The organism is Curtobacterium herbarum, from assembly GCF_016907335.1.
GTDB lineage: Bacteria > Actinomycetota > Actinomycetes > Actinomycetales > Microbacteriaceae > Curtobacterium > Curtobacterium herbarum.
Genome location: NZ_JAFBBT010000001.1, coordinates 2,926,756 through 2,942,184 on the forward strand (window position 1 = coordinate 2,926,756; position 15,429 = coordinate 2,942,184).

The 15,429-nt window shown below is 67.5% G+C and carries 13 protein-coding genes; 6 read left to right on the forward strand and 7 right to left on the reverse strand.

Features of this window, described 5'->3' with window-relative positions; translation table 11 throughout:
• Positions 1–164: 164 nt before the first annotated feature.
• Genes JOD51_RS13955 through JOD51_RS13970 form a run of 4 tightly spaced genes read left to right on the forward strand, consistent with a single transcriptional unit; the run spans position 165 to position 4,199 of the window.
• Entirely contained in the window at positions 165–1,259 is a 1,095-nt protein-coding gene (locus JOD51_RS13955; RefSeq protein WP_259557452.1) for a glycosyltransferase, read from the forward strand.
• Complete coding sequence (locus JOD51_RS13960) at positions 1,256–2,335, forward strand: glycosyltransferase (RefSeq protein WP_204609506.1); 1,080 nt, start codon at positions 1,256–1,258, stop codon at positions 2,333–2,335. Before JOD51_RS13955 ends, JOD51_RS13960 begins: the two co-directional genes overlap by 4 nt.
• Positions 2,332–3,210, forward strand: coding sequence for a glycosyltransferase (locus JOD51_RS13965; protein ID WP_204609508.1), 879 nt, complete (start codon positions 2,332–2,334; stop codon positions 3,208–3,210). Before JOD51_RS13960 ends, JOD51_RS13965 begins: the two co-directional genes overlap by 4 nt.
• Positions 3,207–4,199 (forward strand): glycosyltransferase family protein, encoded by a 993-nt coding sequence (locus JOD51_RS13970; RefSeq protein WP_204609510.1) that lies wholly within the window; start codon positions 3,207–3,209, stop codon positions 4,197–4,199. Before JOD51_RS13965 ends, JOD51_RS13970 begins: the two co-directional genes overlap by 4 nt.
• 141 nt (positions 4,200–4,340) lie before the next feature.
• Here the strand turns inward: JOD51_RS13970 and JOD51_RS13975 are convergent, their stop codons facing one another.
• Positions 4,341–5,405 (reverse strand): acyltransferase family protein, encoded by a 1,065-nt coding sequence (locus tag JOD51_RS13975; RefSeq protein WP_204609512.1) that lies wholly within the window; start codon positions 5,403–5,405, stop codon positions 4,341–4,343.
• 75 nt (positions 5,406–5,480) lie between these two features.
• On the opposite strand from JOD51_RS13975, the gene JOD51_RS17610 reads away from it, so the two are divergent.
• Entirely contained in the window at positions 5,481–6,902 is a 1,422-nt protein-coding gene (locus JOD51_RS17610; protein ID WP_204609514.1) for an O-antigen ligase family protein, read from the forward strand.
• 109 nt (positions 6,903–7,011) lie between these two features.
• On the opposite strand, the gene JOD51_RS13985 is transcribed toward JOD51_RS17610, so the two are convergent.
• From JOD51_RS13985 to JOD51_RS14010, 6 genes are all read right to left on the reverse strand, one after another.
• Positions 7,012–7,656, reverse strand: coding sequence for a glycosyltransferase family 4 protein (locus tag JOD51_RS13985; protein WP_204609516.1), 645 nt, complete (start codon positions 7,654–7,656; stop codon positions 7,012–7,014).
• Between the two features lie 416 nt (positions 7,657–8,072).
• The gene (locus tag JOD51_RS13990) at positions 8,073–9,146 is read right to left on the reverse strand and encodes a polysaccharide pyruvyl transferase family protein (protein ID WP_204609518.1); all 1,074 of its coding nucleotides are present in this window, start codon (positions 9,144–9,146) and stop codon (positions 8,073–8,075) included.
• On the reverse strand, positions 9,143–10,660 hold the full coding sequence (locus JOD51_RS13995) for a lipopolysaccharide biosynthesis protein (protein WP_204609520.1): 1,518 nt from the start codon (positions 10,658–10,660) through the stop codon (positions 9,143–9,145). Before JOD51_RS13995 ends, JOD51_RS13990 begins: the two co-directional genes overlap by 4 nt.
• On the reverse strand, positions 10,660–12,126 hold the full coding sequence (locus tag JOD51_RS14000) for a sugar transferase (protein WP_204611246.1): 1,467 nt from the start codon (positions 12,124–12,126) through the stop codon (positions 10,660–10,662). The genes JOD51_RS13995 and JOD51_RS14000 overlap by 1 nt, the downstream gene beginning before the upstream one ends.
• Before the next feature lie 13 nt (positions 12,127–12,139).
• Positions 12,140–13,075, reverse strand: coding sequence for a beta propeller repeat protein (locus JOD51_RS14005; RefSeq protein WP_204609522.1), 936 nt, complete (start codon positions 13,073–13,075; stop codon positions 12,140–12,142).
• A 16-nt stretch (positions 13,076–13,091) separates the two neighbouring features.
• Positions 13,092–14,534 (reverse strand): tyrosine-protein kinase domain-containing protein, encoded by a 1,443-nt coding sequence (locus JOD51_RS14010; protein ID WP_204609524.1) that lies wholly within the window; start codon positions 14,532–14,534, stop codon positions 13,092–13,094.
• Positions 14,535–14,692: 158 nt separating this feature from the next.
• On the opposite strand from JOD51_RS14010, the gene JOD51_RS14015 reads away from it, so the two are divergent.
• The gene (locus JOD51_RS14015; RefSeq protein WP_204609526.1) at positions 14,693–15,415 is read left to right on the forward strand and encodes a CPBP family intramembrane glutamic endopeptidase; all 723 of its coding nucleotides are present in this window, start codon (positions 14,693–14,695) and stop codon (positions 15,413–15,415) included.
• Positions 15,416–15,429 lie beyond the last annotated feature (14 nt).

Sequence of the window (15,429 nt, forward strand, 5' to 3'; positions counted from 1 at the left end):
CACGCCGAGACGCCTCGCTCGGTAGCGCGTCGCTGGATTGCTTGCCGTTCACGCGGGTCTCCGCATCAGCAAGACAGTCGAGAGCAATGAGTCTTCCTCCACGTTGCACCTACGATTGGTCCGACCGTCCAAGACATCGAGCGGAGCCATCTGTGAAACGATCCGTGGCCATCATCGGTACTCGCGGGTATCCCAGTTACTACGGAGGGTTCGAGACTGCGGTTCGCCGACTCGCACCGTTCCTCGCGGACGCCGGGTGGGACGTGACCGTGTACGGCCGGAAGGGCTCGGTCCAGGCAGACGACCCCGAGCGCCACGATGGTGTGCGGAGCGTCTACAGCTGGGGAGTGAACTCGAAGTCGCTCAGCACACTGTCCTTCGGGGCCACCGCAACGGCATCCGCTGTCCTGCGGAAGCCTGATGTGGCCCTGATCATGAACGTTGCCAACGGGTTCTTCCTGCCTGCCCTCCGCGCTCGAGGCGTTCCCACGCTGCTCAACGTCGACGGCATCGAGTGGGACCGTGCGAAGTGGAACAGAGCCGCGAAGTCGGTCTTCCGAGCAGGAGCGGTGATGTCGGCTCGCTGGGCTGACGAGCTCGTGTTCGATGCTCGGGCGATCGGCGATCGTTGGAAGCACGAGTTCAAGGCGGATGGGACCTTCATCCCGTACGGCGGCGACACGCACGAGGAGCTCCCGGTCGACGCAGGCCTGCAGCACCGCGGGTACGTGCTCTACGTCGCCCGGTTCGTCCCGGAGAACAGCGTCAACGAGTTCTTCCGGGCAGCAGAGGTCCTCTCCCGCCGGTGGCCCGTCGTCATCGTCGGAAGCGACGGGTTCCACGGAGACTTCGACACGGCTGCGAAGGCGCTCGCAGATGGTTCGTCGCAGATCCAGTGGCTCGGGCACGTCAACGACGACGATCGATTGAAGTCTCTCTGGCAGCACGCCGGAGCGTACTTCCACGGGCACAGTGTCGGCGGCACCAACCCTGCGCTGGTCCAGGCGATGGCCAGTGGCGCCCCGACGGTTGCACGAGACACGGTCTACAACCGCGAGACCTTGGCTGGAACCGGGGTGTTCGTGCAGCCGGATGCAGACTCGATCGTCGAACGAGTGAACGAGATGATGACGTCTGGCGATGGGGAACGGTTGGGGCAGGCCGCACGTGACCGCGCGCAGACCGAGTACTCCTGGCACGGAGTCTGCAGCGCGTACGAGACGGCACTGGTCGATCTCATCGACAAGAAACAGCGATGAGGACAGCGACCCGCTCGGTTCGCATCTACCCGGAGCTCCGAGCGGCGCAGGTGCAGCGGGACTCCCGGTTGACGCCTGCGGAAGGCTGGTTCTTCAGCAGGAACTACGATCTGCCGGCTGCGGACGTTCCGGAGCACTTCGTCGCGATGACCACTCGGTCGGCGATGCGAGCGGTCGCCCGCGGAGACGTGCGCCTTCTCGAGGTGCCCGAACTCCTGTGGGCGAGGGAGCTTCCTCGAACGGTCGCGGTCCTGGTGGTCCACAAGATCTGCACGCGCGGTCCGAGTCGGAGGGTGTTCTACGCGATCGAGAACAACGATCCTCGTCGTGCGCTCTTCGGGATGAGGTCTCTCCCGAAGCCGGCGGTCACCCTCGCCCTGGCGCTCGTCGGAGGAACCGCTCGGCTCTTGGTCGACGCGATCGCCTTCGGCTCGCGCGGGGCGCAGCAGAGCTACGAGGCGCTGCCGTTCCTCCGCCGGGTGCGGAGCGCGCTCATCGAGGAACTGCCTGGTCGGCCGACCACGCACGTGCCTGGCTCGAGCGGACGCCGTGGCGCGATCTTCGTGGGCGCGCTCGAAGCACGCAAGGGGATCGCTGAACTGCAAGCGGCGTGGGAGCAGGTCGAACTGGCCTTGCCGGGAGAAGTCCTGACGATCGTCGGCGATGGCCCCTTGTCCGACGACGTCCTGACATGGGCTCGGGGCAATGCGGATCGCCGGAAGGTGATGGGCCGTCTCCCCCATGCTCGCGTTGCTGAGCTCCTCCGGGAGAGCGCCGTACTGGTCGCCCCTTCCCGACGCGACGGCCGTTGGCGCGAGCAGATCGGGCTCCCCATCAAGGAAGCGCTGGCGGCCGGAGTCACCGTGGTCAGCACATCCGACACCGGGCTTTCGTCGTGGCTCGCCGCCCATGGTCACCTCATCGCGGACGGTACCGACCGTGCGTTGTCGGATGCAGTAGCGACTGCGTTGTCCCAGCCACTCGATCCGCAGGCGGTCGTCGCGGCTCTTCCGACCGTAGACGGACGCATCGTGGCCGATCGATGGCTCCGCGTCGGACAGGAGAACGCACGATGACAGGTCGTACCGGAGCAGTCGTGGTGCACCACCGTAGCTACGACACCATCGGAGCAGTCGTCTCCGACCTGATGTCAGAAGGAGTTGCGAAGGCCGACATCCTGATCGTCGACAACAGTGAAGAACAGACGTCGGAGCAGCAGCTGCGGGACGTCGTACCGCCGGAGATCACTCTGCTGTTCGTTGCGAACCAGGGGTACGGGGCGGCCGTCAACCAGGGAGTACGTGCGATCCAGGCACGTGGTTCCTACGAGTTCCTCCTGGTCGCCACGCACGAGGTCCGCATCGCAGCCGGTTCACTGACCGACCTCGAAGCGGCGTTCGACGCGGACCCAGCCATGGGTGCTGTGGGCCCGACGCTGCTCACCACAACGGACGACGGTCGAGACGAAGTGTGGTCGACGGGGGGCAAGCTGACCCGTTGGGCTCGGATCCCGCGGCACCACGACCATCGCGCGGCGCCCGATGTCGTCTTCGCCCGCCGTGAGTCGGCCGTCGTTCGCCGGGTGTGGCTCGACGGAGCCTTCGTCCTCTACCGAGCTCCGCTCCTGGCCGGCTTCCGCATCGACGAGTCCTTCTTCATGTACGTCGAGGAAGTCGACTTGCACCTCCGCCTCGAACGTGCGGGCCATGCGATCGGTTGGGTGCCCGCCGCTCGTGTCCACCAGAGCTCCGGCGGGACACCGATGTTCTACCTGGGCCGCAACCTCGTGTTGCTTCTCCGCCTCAACGGCCAGCGCCTGCGGATCGCATTCGTGCCGTTCGTCGCGCTGCGGGCTGCCCTCCCGCAGTCGATCCGACGGCGCACCGTGCGGCCCGTTCTCGACGTGGTTCGTGGCATCAGCCGCGGACTCACAGAACGGCTCGCTCGATGACGACGCGAACGGTCGTCCTGAACCCGCTCGGCGCGGCCCTGCTGCACTACCGCCGTGAACTGGTCAGCGTGCTCGAGGCGTCGGGTCAGCCGACCGACGTGCTTGAGTTCCCTGAGCCTTCCGCTGGTGGCGGGTCTCGCTCACGGTGGGTCCTCCGGTACGTGCAGGCGCTGTGGGAGCTCCGTCGAAGGGGACGCCGACCGTCGCGACCCGCACGCGTCGTGGTCACCTGGCCCGTGCTCGGGTACGTGGATCTGCTGATCATCGCGGCGTGCTTGCCCGGCGCCTGGTTGACGGTGCACGATCCTGTCCCCCTGGTCCGGTCACTGGGCTACGGTCCGGTGTCCCGTTCCTTCGCCCGGCTACTCGGTCGACGCGCGAGGATCATCGTCCTCAGCGAAGCGGCAGCCGACGAGGTCCGCAAGGCGCTGCCGGCAGCCACACTCGTCCTGTTGCCGCATCCGATCCTGGAACCGGAGATCGGGCGGTCTCGCCCCGAAGACGAGGTCGTGCGGGTGCTCGGTCAGTACAAGGCCGACAGAGACCTCGACCTCCTCAAGTCGATCGCCGAAGACGGCGCCGCGGGGCGCTACGCGATCACCGGTCGCGGCTGGCCTGCGGTCGAAGGGTGGCATGTTGACGATCGCTTCGTGCCCGAGGACGAGCTCGACGATCTGATCCGAAGCGCATCTGTGGTCCTGATCCCCTATCGACGCTTCTTCCAGAGCGGTATCGCGGTTCGGTGCCTGGAGCTCGGTACACCCGTGGTAGGCCCGAGGAACAGCTCGCTCCGGGCGCTCCTCGCCGCTCACGAGGAGCTGTTGGCGGGTGAGCGCTCAGCGGATTGGACGCGCGCCGCAGGAGCGGCGATCGATCTCTCTGCAGAGGAGCTGCACGAGCTCAGTCGGGATGCCCGAGAGCGGGCCACGCACCTCTGGGCTGGCTTTTTGAACAGCCTCGATGAGGGACCGTTCGCGTCGCTCCGGTGAATTCATTACCTCGATTCACCAGACCTCGGCAATGAACTCACGCTAAACAGTCACTAAAACTGCTGCTCAAGACTAGCGGGTTGCGGCACGCCCTACATCGCAAGTGAGCCAGGAGAGTCGTTCCAACGGGGTGCACTCAGTTCAACGCGATACTCGTGTCACGTTGCGGCTCGAGATCCGCTTCAACCGCAGCGCTGGCTTCTCAACGAGCCGCCAGGACAACCAAGCGATGCACCACGTGACAGCGAGAGTCAGCGGGACAAGCCACCATTCACCTGAAAAACCGAAGAAGAGCAGGAGGTTGATGACCAGTACGTGCCAGATGTACGTGCTGTAGCTGAGATCGCCCACCCTCTCCGTCAGGTGGCCGAGAGCTCGCGGTCCGTGGTAGCCGAAGAAAACGACCATGTAGCTCAACGGGATTGCGATCACGAACGGAGACAAGGGCCCGAGCACATCCGTATCGAGCGCGAACAGCTTCACTGGGACGTAGATGGCGCAGGCGGCGACGAAGAGCCACCACCGGGCAGGAACGCGTTCGCGGTATTTCGCCCAGAATATTCCAGCAGCGAAGAACCCGGCGCGCTCGACGAACGTGTGGTGCGCGATCGCTTCCGCGGTGTGACCGCCGAGCGTGACCCCGATGCTGATGGCGATGGACACCAGGATGAAGCTGGCGAGCATCTGCAAGAAGCCGAAACGACGAGCGACGAGAACCAGCACCGGGACGATCAGGTAGAAGCTGACCTCAGCGGGGATCGTGTACAGCTGACCGTTGATCACGCCTGTGCCCACGTGTTGCCAGGTCGGCGGGTCGTAGTTCGGCAGGAGGAAGAAGGCACTCCCGAGCCAGACGACCAGCGGGAACTTGAAGAGGCTGGAGAGGGTCACGGCACCGGCTGCGACGAGGACGAGCGGCGCGATCACAGCGAACGCGTAGATACCGGGCGCGACTCGCAGGTACCGATTCCAGAAGAAATCTCTCCAACGCCCAGTCCGGCTCCACGTCGACTCGCCAGACCGATACACGAGCATGCCGCTCATGATGAAGAACATGCCAACGCCGTCGACGAGTTGGGACGCGTTCCACAGGAAGCTCGTGCGGAAGTCGGCTTGGGCGTGAGCGAGGACGACAACGGACGCCGCGGCAAGGCGCAGGAAATCGAGACTGTTCTCGCGGCTCACGCGGGGCTGTTCGACGGCCACCAGGCCCCTTCCGTCCGGTGGTCAGTAGCCTACGGGCTCTTCTGAGCGCTTGTCACTGCCTGTAGTGTCGCCCGTGTGCAGAGAATCATCGTCGCGGTCGGGGGCGTGCTCGCGACGGCTTTGGCGGCCTACGCGGTCGTGCAGTCGCCATTGGCGCTCCTCGTGGTGCTCGGCGCAGCGGTCGCTCTCCTGCTCGTGATGCGGCCGACGTGGTCCATCTACCTCGCATTGATCCTGTCGAGCATCGCACTGCCGGCGTTCCTGCCGACCACCTTCGAGGTCGCTGGCCTCACTCTGCACGCGCACGAACCCTTCCTGCTCGTCGGGCTGGCCTACTCAGTGGCGAAGTTCCCGGCCAGCCGGCGTGCGAACCTCATCCTGCTCGCCTTCGCCGGGTCGATCGCCGTGGCCTTGCTCGTGGGGTTTGCGCACCAGAATTCCCTCTCGAAGATCCTCTACGACGTGCGGCCTCTCCTCGAGACCGCTGCCGCCGTGGTCATCGCAAGTCGCGTGTACGGAACCCCCATCGCCGAGCGCTGCTTCAGAGTTCTTGGCTGGGTGCTGTGGATCTCGGCCGTCGTGACCTTGGCGGGCGCGACGACCGGTCTCGCAGTGGGAGGTCGCACCGAGGACGCGTCACTCACGTCGGTGACCGGGGACAGCGCGGCGGCGACGCGTCTCCTCACCGAGGCGACGTTCCCCGCCCTGGCGGTTCTCTGCGGCGTTCTCGCTCTGGCGATCGCCAACCGGATACGCGTCCGTGATTCATGGATGCTGAGCACTCCTGCGCTCCTGATCGTCGTGCTCAGCTTCTCCCGAAACTCGATCCTCGCAGTCGCCGTCGCGATCCTGTTCGCCATGATCGCGAACCGCCGCACAGGGACCTTCATCCGCGGTTCGTTCATTGTCGTCTCGGCGCTGGCGGTGTTCGGTTTACTCGTTGCGCTCGGCCCCGTGCTGGCGCAACTCCCTGGTGGGGAGTTCATCAACACGCAGGTGCAGAGCTACAGTGACCGAGTCGTAGGGGGGTTGAGTTCCACGGTGCAGGCCACCGACCCATCGGTGCAGTTCCGGACACGTGAGAACTCATACCTGCTGCAGGGTTTCTTGTCGTCGCCGGTTTTCGGTCACGGGTTCGGATTTGCTTACAAACCTTCGGCGGGTACTGCCAGCTTCCTGTTGGACTACGCCCCGTACTTCGCTCACAACTTCTACGGCTGGCTCGCCGTGAAAGGCGGCGTACTGAGCATGCTGCTCTTGGTAGCTTCAGTCGGGAGTCCGCTGCTGAGATCGCTTCGGGAAACGTCAAAGACGTCCTTTGCTCTTGGGGCAGCCTTCACCGCCATGCTGGCAGTGTCCGTTGTGGCGCCGGTAGCGCTGAGCACGAACTCGGCACTCCTCTTCGGCGGTCTACTCGGAGCCCTCACCGCGGCCACCGATCGGTCAGACCGAGTGGAACCGGCAGACGAGCCGGTCCGGGTCTTCGCCTCGCAGTGATCCGTCCGCGTTGACCAGAGTGTGCCCTTCAGCGCACCGACACGGCACTTGTGCGCGTCCAGCTACCCGTTGACGGGTTCCGTCGGTCCAGAGCCCGTCTCAACGACGCTTACCGTCCCCTGGTGCCGCTGGAGGAGGCCGCGAACTTCGCGAGCTCATCAGCCATCTGCGCGGAGGTGAAGCTCGCGACGACTCGTCGGCGAGCCCGTTCCCCCATAGCTTCTGCTGCAGCGTGGTCCTCGAGCAGGGTCCCGATCCTTGCTGCCAGGGCACGGTGATCGTTGCACGGCACCAAGAAGCCGGTGTCCCCGTCGCGGACGTAGTCGTCCAGGCCCGGTGTCTCGGTGATCACCACGGGACGCCCGACCGACATGGCTTCCAGGGAGACGGTCATGCCGGAAGCATGGAGGTTCGGTCGGGTTGCGATCGCGACGACCGATGCTCGTTCGTACGCCTCCCGCAGCTGTTGGTGCGTCAGGTACGGGACGACCGTGACACCGTCCGGCGGCTGCAGCTGCGTTCGCGACTGGACCGAGACTTCGATGCCCGGGTGTTCACGCCGGACGATCTCGATGGCCCGGAACAGCGTCGCGGGGTCCCGGTCACGGTCGCCCCCAGCGCTGAACAGCATGGGCGTGCTCGGGAACGGCTTCTCGGCGAAGAACTCGTGGTCGACCCCGAAGCGGAGGTACCGGACCGGCGGCCCGCCGGCGCCGAGCCAACGTTCGACGACCTCGACCTGCGGCTTGCTCAACGTCCACACCAGACTCATCCGACGGAGAGCCAGACGTGAGAGACGTTGCTTCAGCCGAGCAGCCATCGACTCCGGAGGGTCAGTCGCCCAGATCACGCCGCTCAGGGCGACGTCCGCCGGGTACTGCTCGAGCATCCGGAGCGCCACGTCCTCTTCCCAGCTGAGTGAGATCGTCCTCTGTCCGGGGTCGCCCTGCGACTCTCGCCGACTGGTCAGAGCACGGAGCAGTCGCAGCGGTCGGAGCGGGCCGACTTCGACAGCTCGTGCTGCCGAGAAGTGTCGCGTGACGCCGTCCAGTCCGTACGGCCATCGATCGGGGATCAGCCCACTGGCGTGACGCTGCTCCCAGGACGGAACATCCCGTCCCTGAGCGAAGACGATGTTCACCGCTGGGTCGTGACCGCCGGCTCGTGACGTCATCGCGCCTCGTCCCGCTGGAGGCGTTCGTCGATCCAGGTCGTCGCTGCCTCGACGTCGTCATCGCTCGACACGAACAGGAAGTCGCCCAGGTCGCCGGTACTCGCGTTCATGACACCGGCGATCTTGCCGTAGTTGTTGTCGGCCACGACGTGGGGCTTCCGCAGCAGGAGGGCGAGAACGTGAGCGTGGAGGCGATCAGTGGCGATGACCCGGCTTCCTCGGAAGAGACGGAGCCCGTCTCGGAGGTTGAGTCCCGCGAGCGCCCGGTAGGCAAGCGACATGGCCGGGTAGTACGCCGGGAGCGATGCGAGCACCGGAGCCGCCCGGGCAAGTCCGAGCGGGATCCGAGCCAGCCGCCAGAGCAGCCCGTCGACGCCGCGCAGCCCCCAGTCGGCCGTGCGGTCACGACGTCCGGGTCGCGTCGGCACGAACCGGCTGATCCCGACCCCGCGCTCGTGGTCTCGCCGCGCGAGGACCAGTACGTCGGTCGTTCCGTCCTTGCGCACGCCTCCGCTCGCGGGTTGCCACCCGAGAGCGGCGTCGTGGCAGAACTGCACCTGCACATCGGGAAGGGTCGCTCGTGCGCGGGCGTGGGACTGCCAGTCGCGAACGAGGAGGTGGAAGTCGTCGTGTTGCCCGAACACCGCGTTCGCTCCCGCTGCTGCAGCGGGATCACGGAACTCGATGGACTGCGGGAGCTGGATCACACGGCGGTTCGGGTAGAGGGACACGATGCGCTCTCGGAACCGCTGGAATTCCGGCCAGAGGTCACCGAAGTTGCCTCCGCCGTGCAGCAGGATCGGACCGTCGGGAACCAACCTGTCCAGCAGTTCCCGGGAGAATCGCTGGATGTCGGTCCGGTACCGCACACGCAGGCCGAGACTCGCCAGGTGGTCGAGTTCGCCGCGCCAGATCATCGTGTCGCCCACGTTCTGGTGGTTGGGGAAGTCCAGGAGGGCAACGTCCCGGTGCGGCCCGATGAGCGCCTCCAGGACAGAGCGAGTCTCCTCCCGGAGCTGCTCGAGACTCTGCGGGCGCGCGGCCGTCTCCTCGTCACCTGATCGGTTCACAGCTCCAGCTTTCCCATGGTCACGAAACTCCGCCACGGCAACACCTTCCTGAGGAGGACTGCGGTGGCTCCACTCCCGACGAGGAAGGCCACCGCGTTGAGGATGCCCGAGCCGCGCAGGTCACTCGCCATCGCGACGAGGAGCCACACGCCCACAGCAGCACCGCCGCCCGCTGCGAGGAGCAGCACCGGTCGGGCGACCGCGCTGGACCAGTCGCGCAGGGTGAAGCGCAGGACCCGGGCGGCCCGGAAGAGGTAGAACGGTTCGATCACGATCAGCGGCAACGTCAGACCGAGCGCGATGCCTGGCAGGCCCAGCAGTGCTCCGAAGAGCAGCGACCCGCCGACCGTGAGGACCATCCAGATCAGCTGCGGGATGAAGAACACACCCGGTGCGCCGGACGCGTCTGCAGCGGGGATCAGCGGCAGGTGGATCGCGTTGACCATGAGGCCGGCGAGGAGCAGGACCATCGTCACGGCGATCGTGTCGATGGGTACGCCAGGACCGAGCCAGATGCGGACGACGTCCTGCGCTGCGATAATCAGGACGGCGCAACCCGCGACGCTGAGCGACAGGGTCACGAAGCAGATCGACAACAGTGCCCGTCGCGCTTCGGCAGGTGCAGCCACGTTCAGACGGCTCAGCGCCGGACGGAAGGGATCGTTGGCCCACCCGATGAGTTGTCGGACGCTGGTGTAGACCCGGAAGGCAGCGTTGTAGTAGGTGACGTCCTGCGGCCGCAGCGTGATGCCGGCCGCGATGGTCCCCGCCTGCAGCAGCAACGCGCCGACGGCGTTCACCGCGAACGACCGCACACTGTACGAGAGCATGTAGCGGAGCGTTCCCCCGGGGAACCCGGCCCACTTCATCTGCGCGAGCTTCCGCGTGCGGACCGTTGCCCAGGACAAGCAGACCGGCACGATCACGGCGATCGCCTCGGCCATCGCGACGAAGACGATGTCCCGGAGGACCAGGCACGCGACGAGCGTCAGCACGACCCGGACGAGCACCCCGATCGCCTGGTTGCGTCGCTCGATCGGCAGGAGTCCGGCGCCGTTGAGCGCCGAGCCGAACGGTTTGAGGAGCAGTGCTCCGAGCATCGCCACACCCACGAGCAGCAACGTCACGGACTCGGGCTGCGTGAGGACGTCCTGGGCCTTGCCCGACCAGAGGTACAGGTAGGCGACGACCATGAACACGGGTGCCACGACCACCAGGGCCAGCGTGTTCCAGATGAGTCCTGCTTGCAGGAACGCCCCGAGGTCGCGCTCCTCACCGCCGGCTCGAGCGCGCGACCCGAAGTGGACGATCGCAGTGCCGACCCCGAGGTCCGAGTAGTTGAGGTACTGCGCGATCGCCGACACCACGAGCCAGATCCCGTACTGCTCGGCGGACACCGTGCTGATGATGACGGGCAGCAGGACGATACCGGCGATCAGTCCGGCGACACCGGCGCCGGCGCTGCTGAGGACCCCTGCCAGGCCGCGGTGACCACCGCGCCCCTTACGGGCCATCAATACGCCCCACTACTGTGGAGGACGGCTCGGAGGGTCTTCCAGAGGATCACGATGTCGGCGACCATCGACCAGTTCTCGACGTAGTAGAGGTCGAGACGGACCGAGTCCTCCCACGACAGGTCGGACCGCCCGCTGACCTGCCACAACCCGGTCATGCCCGGCTTGACGAGGAAACGGCGGTGCACGTGCTGGTCGTAGCGCGCGACCTCACGGCTGAGCGGCGGGCGCGGCCCGACCAACGACATGTCGCCGATGAGGACGTTGAACAGCTGCGGCACCTCGTCCAGGCTGTACCGCCGCATGAACGCCCCGACCCGGGTGACGCGGGGGTCGTTCTTCATCTTGAACAGCACGTCGTTGCCCGCAGCCCGGTCCAGCTGGCTGAGCTCCTGCAGGCGGGCTTCGGCGTCGACGACCATGGACCGGAACTTGATCATCCGGAAGGTGCTGCCGTTCAGACCGACGCGTTCCTGGCGGAAGAACACCGGCCCCGGCGACGTGGTCTTCACCAGCACGGCCAGGACGAGCAGGACGGGCGACAGGACCAGGATGAGCAGCGTCGAGCCGATCATGTCGAAGGCCCGCTTCGTGTAGAGCTTGCGGCCGGTGTAGGTCGGCGTCTCGACGTGGATGAGCGGCAGACCCTGCACCGGGCGGGTGTGGATGCGGGGACCGCCGATGTCGGTCAGGCTCGGGGCGACGACCAGGTGCTGGCGGCCGGGCTCGAGCGACCAGCTGAGCTGGCGGACGCGTTCCGGCGGCAGGTCGTCGGCGCTGGTGATGACGACGGTGTCGGCCCCGGTGGTGGCGAGGGCGGCGGTGAGGTCGTCGAAGCCGCCGAAGCTCGGCACGGTCGAGCCGGGCAGGACGCCGTGGGTGCCGGCGGAGACGGCTGCTCCGACGACCCGGTAGCCGGCTTCCGGGGACCGGCCGAGCTCGCGGGCCAGGTGCAGCACGCTGCTCGTCGAGCCGACGAGCAGGACCTTGGCCGAGTAGTTGCCACGCTTGCGCTCGGCGACCAGCCACTGGCGCCAGATCCACCGCGAGGTGAGCAGGACCAGGATGCCGACGGGGAACGCGATGAGGATGTAGCCGCGGGCCAGGTCGACGTGCAGCAGGAACGCGACGATCGCCAGGAAGCCGAAGACGCGCACGCTGGCGTCGGCGACCAGGCGGTACTCGGTGCTGCCGACACCGATCACGCGGTGTCCGCGGGTGTCGTAGAGCGCCAGGGCGGTCATCCAGACGACGATCACGACGATCGAGATGCCGGTGTAGCTCAGGCGCAGGTCGGCCGTGTTGGTGGCCAGGTTGGAGTCCAGGCCGAGCCAGGCGATCTGCACGCCGAACACGACCCAGAACAGGGCGAGCAGGTCGGTGACCAGGACACGGCGCGAGAACGACCGGCTCCACTCCTCGGTGGACCCTGTCGACGGGGAGACCCGCACCGCGCCCGCGGTCATCTCGACCACCGGCTCACCAGGTGGCCCCGCCGTCGGTCGAGACCGCGACGGTGTCGCCGGCCCAGAGCCAGACGTCCTCGCCGGCTCGGGCCAGGCTGATCGGGCCGTCGGTCGTGGCGTCGGCATCGCAGCCGAGCGGGGTCGTGGTCGTCGCGGGCGTGACGCTGATCGCGGGCATCGACTCGACCTGCACCCCGGCACACGTCGTCGCGCCGACACGTGCGAGCGAGTACTCGTTGCCGGCGTCGGCGATCGAGCGGACACCGGCGAGCGGCACGTCCACCCAGTCGCCGGAGCCTGCCCGCCACTCGAGGTGCCCGTCGCAGATCACGACGGCGGTCTGCTTGCCCTGGAACGCCTCGACCGGCTCGCTGCAGGGCGGGTCGACGACTCCGGTCGACAGGACCAGGCCCGCCGGCGAGACGCCGGCTCCGGCCGCCCCGGCGGCGCCAGCGGTCCAGGTGACGCCGTCGTCGGTGCTGGACCGGACCGTGGGCGTGCACTCGGCTCCGACACCGGCCAGGATCGTCAGGTCCGCACTGGAGGCACGGATCGCCATCACCGACGACACGTCGGCACCCAGCGCGACCGGCTTCCAGGTCGCGCCCGCGTCGGTCGTGTGCTCGAGGGTGGGTGCGGATCCGCCGCACGTCCCACCGGACGCGCGCCATGCCTCCTGGCCGTCGACCGCGGAGAGGGACCGACGCGAGGCGACGGCGTCAGCGGTCCCCGTGGGCGTCGGCGACGCGCTCTCGTCGGTGCGCGGCGAGCTGGAGAAGGTCGGGATCGGACCAGCCGGGTCGCCCGCGTTCGGGGCGGTCCGCCCCAGGGCGAGCGTGACGAGTGCGATGTCGATGACGACCAGCACGACGATCACGATGGCGACCCAGACCAGGGTCGTCCGCGTGAGCGACGAGCCGAGGTTTCGGGTCCCCCGGCGAGCGGCCATGTCCCCCGACCCCGTCTCAGCGCTCAGCGCGGCTCAACGCGCCGAGCTTCTTGCCGCCGCGCTTGGGCGGCTTGACCTTCGGGGCGTCCTCGTCCTCGATGCCGTAGCCGTACCCGTAGCCGTACCGGCCGTAGCCGTAGGCACCCGGGCCGCGGACCGGCATCATCGTGATGACGAAGCCGGCGATGGGCGCGCCCACGCTCTCAAGTGCGGAGACGGCGGCGGCGAACTGGCCCTTGTGCGTCTTGCCCGAGGCCACGGCGACGATCGCGCCGGAGGCCTTCTTCGCCAGGATCGCGGCGTCGGTGACGGGCAGCAGCGGCGGGGCGTCGAACAGGACGTAGTCGAACTCGCCCTCGAGCCGCTCGATCAGGTCCTGCATGGCGCGGGAACCGAGGAGCTCGGACGGGTTCGGCGGGATCTGTCCGGCCGGCAGGACGACGAGGTTGCCGCGGCCCCAGGGCTGGGCGACGTCCTCGAGCTCGGCGCGGCCGATGAGCACGTCGGTCAGACCGGCGTGGGTCTCGACGTCCATGTACTCGGCGACGCGGGGACGACGGAGGTCGGCGTCGATGAGGATCACGCGGAACCCGGCGCTGTCGAGCGCGATGGCCAGGTTGGCGACCGTGGTGCTCTTGCCCTCGGACTGCACGGACGACGTCATCACGAAGGTGCGCGCGCCGGTGCCGATGTCCAGGAACTGCAGGTTCGTCCGGAGTGTGCGGAAGGACTCGGCGCGTGGGCTGCGCGGGTCGACCTGCACGATGAGCGGACGTTCCGAGGCCTTGCTGTCGAAGGCGATGCCACCGACGACCGGCTTGTCGCTGATCTTCTCGACGTCCTGCTCGGTGCGGACGCGGTTGTCCAGCGTCTCGCGGAGCACGGCGATGCCGACGCCCAGGGCGAGCCCGACGAGCAGCCCGAGTGCGACGTTGACCGGCACGTTCGGGCTGACCGGCACGCTCGGCACGTCGGCCTGCTTCACGCGGGTGAGCTTGACGCTGCTCTTGCCGTCGGCGTCGGTGGCCTCGATGTCCTCGACGACGTTGGTCAGGCTCTGGGAGGTCGCGTTCGCGATGTCCGCCGCCTGGACCGGGTCCGTGTCGTTGACGTTGATCGCGATCAGGGTCGTGCTCGTCGGCGCGGTCGCGGACACCATCGTCGCGAGCTGGTCGGCGTTCATGTCGAGCTGGAGCTTCGCGATGACCGGCAGCAGCACGATCGGCGTCGACACCAGGTTCGAGTACGTCAGGACCCGCTGCTGGGTGAAGGTGTTCCCCTGCGCCAGGTCACTCGCACTGCCCGATGTCTCCGTCGACACGAACACCTGCGCTGACGCCGAGTAGACCGGCTTCTTCATCAGGGAGAAGCCCGCAGCAGCGGCGACTCCGACGAGTGCCAGGACCAGGATGAGAACCCATCCCTTCCGCAGCACGGTGATGTAGTCGCGTAGTTCCACGCGGCCCGCCTTCCCCGACGATCACGCCGCTCTCCTGTGTTTCCCAGCACAGGTGCACCGGGGATGTCCCGGTGTACGGCATTCAAATAGTGCCACATGATCGAGCAACGCTCGGCTGTATCTGCCGTTCTGGGCTTCCCGTCCTCTACGGTGAGCCCATGAGCACCGAGTCCGACGTGGCCAGCGCCCAGCCCGACACCAGCCGTCAGCGGGACCTCGTGATCCTGCTGGTCGCCCTGGGAGTGGCGGTCATCCTGGCCCGGGTCGCGTCCGGGTTCACGACCTCGGGCTCGATCCAGCCGCCCGTCCTGCAGGTGCTGGTCGCCGACGTCGCCGTCTGGCTGCCGCTCATCGCCGGCATCGTGTGGGTGCTGCGTCGATCGGCGAGCACGGACCGTGCGGCACGCCTGCGTCTCGGGGTCGGCGACGCGATCTTCGCCATCGGCATCGTGATCCTGTGCCGGGTGTTCGACGTGTTCCTCGGCCTGGCCTTCACCGGTTCGACCGGGCTCGCGCCGGCGCCGAGCCTCGGGACGCCGGACGAGACGCTGCTCATCGTGTCCGCCATCGGCATCGTGCTGGTCAGCCCGTTCCTCGAGGAGGTCTTCTTCCGCGGGCTCTTCCAGCGCCGGATGGCCGCCGAACTCACCCCGCGCACCCGGTTCCTGGCCGTGCTGCTGACCGCGTTCCTGTTCGCGGTCCTGCACGTCCTGCTCGGCGCCGCCGGGACGCAGCTCGAGGGCTTCCGGGTGTTCCTGACGATCTTCGCGCTCGGGTCGCTGACCGGCACCCTGGTCGCGATGACGAACCGCATCGGGGGCGCGATCCTGGCGCACGTGCTGTTCAACGCCGTCGCGGTGATCGCGACCTGGCCGCGCTGACATGCCCCGGCCTC

Coding starts and splice junctions, on each gene's coding strand:
- JOD51_RS13960 (WP_204609506.1), top strand. CDS start 1,256: ATGAGGACAGCGACCCGCTCGGTTCGCATCTACCCGGAGCTCCGAGCG.
- JOD51_RS13965 (WP_204609508.1), top strand. CDS start 2,332: ATGACAGGTCGTACCGGAGCAGTCGTGGTGCACCACCGTAGCTACGAC.
- JOD51_RS13970 (WP_204609510.1), top strand. CDS start 3,207: ATGACGACGCGAACGGTCGTCCTGAACCCGCTCGGCGCGGCCCTGCTG.
- JOD51_RS13995 (WP_204609520.1), bottom strand. CDS start 10,660: ATGGCCCGTAAGGGGCGCGGTGGTCACCGCGGCCTGGCAGGGGTCCTC.
- JOD51_RS14000 (WP_204611246.1), bottom strand. CDS start 12,126: ATGACCGCGGGCGCGGTGCGGGTCTCCCCGTCGACAGGGTCCACCGAG.
- JOD51_RS14005 (WP_204609522.1), bottom strand. CDS start 13,075: ATGGCCGCTCGCCGGGGGACCCGAAACCTCGGCTCGTCGCTCACGCGG.
- JOD51_RS14015 (WP_204609526.1), top strand. CDS start 14,693: ATGAGCACCGAGTCCGACGTGGCCAGCGCCCAGCCCGACACCAGCCGT.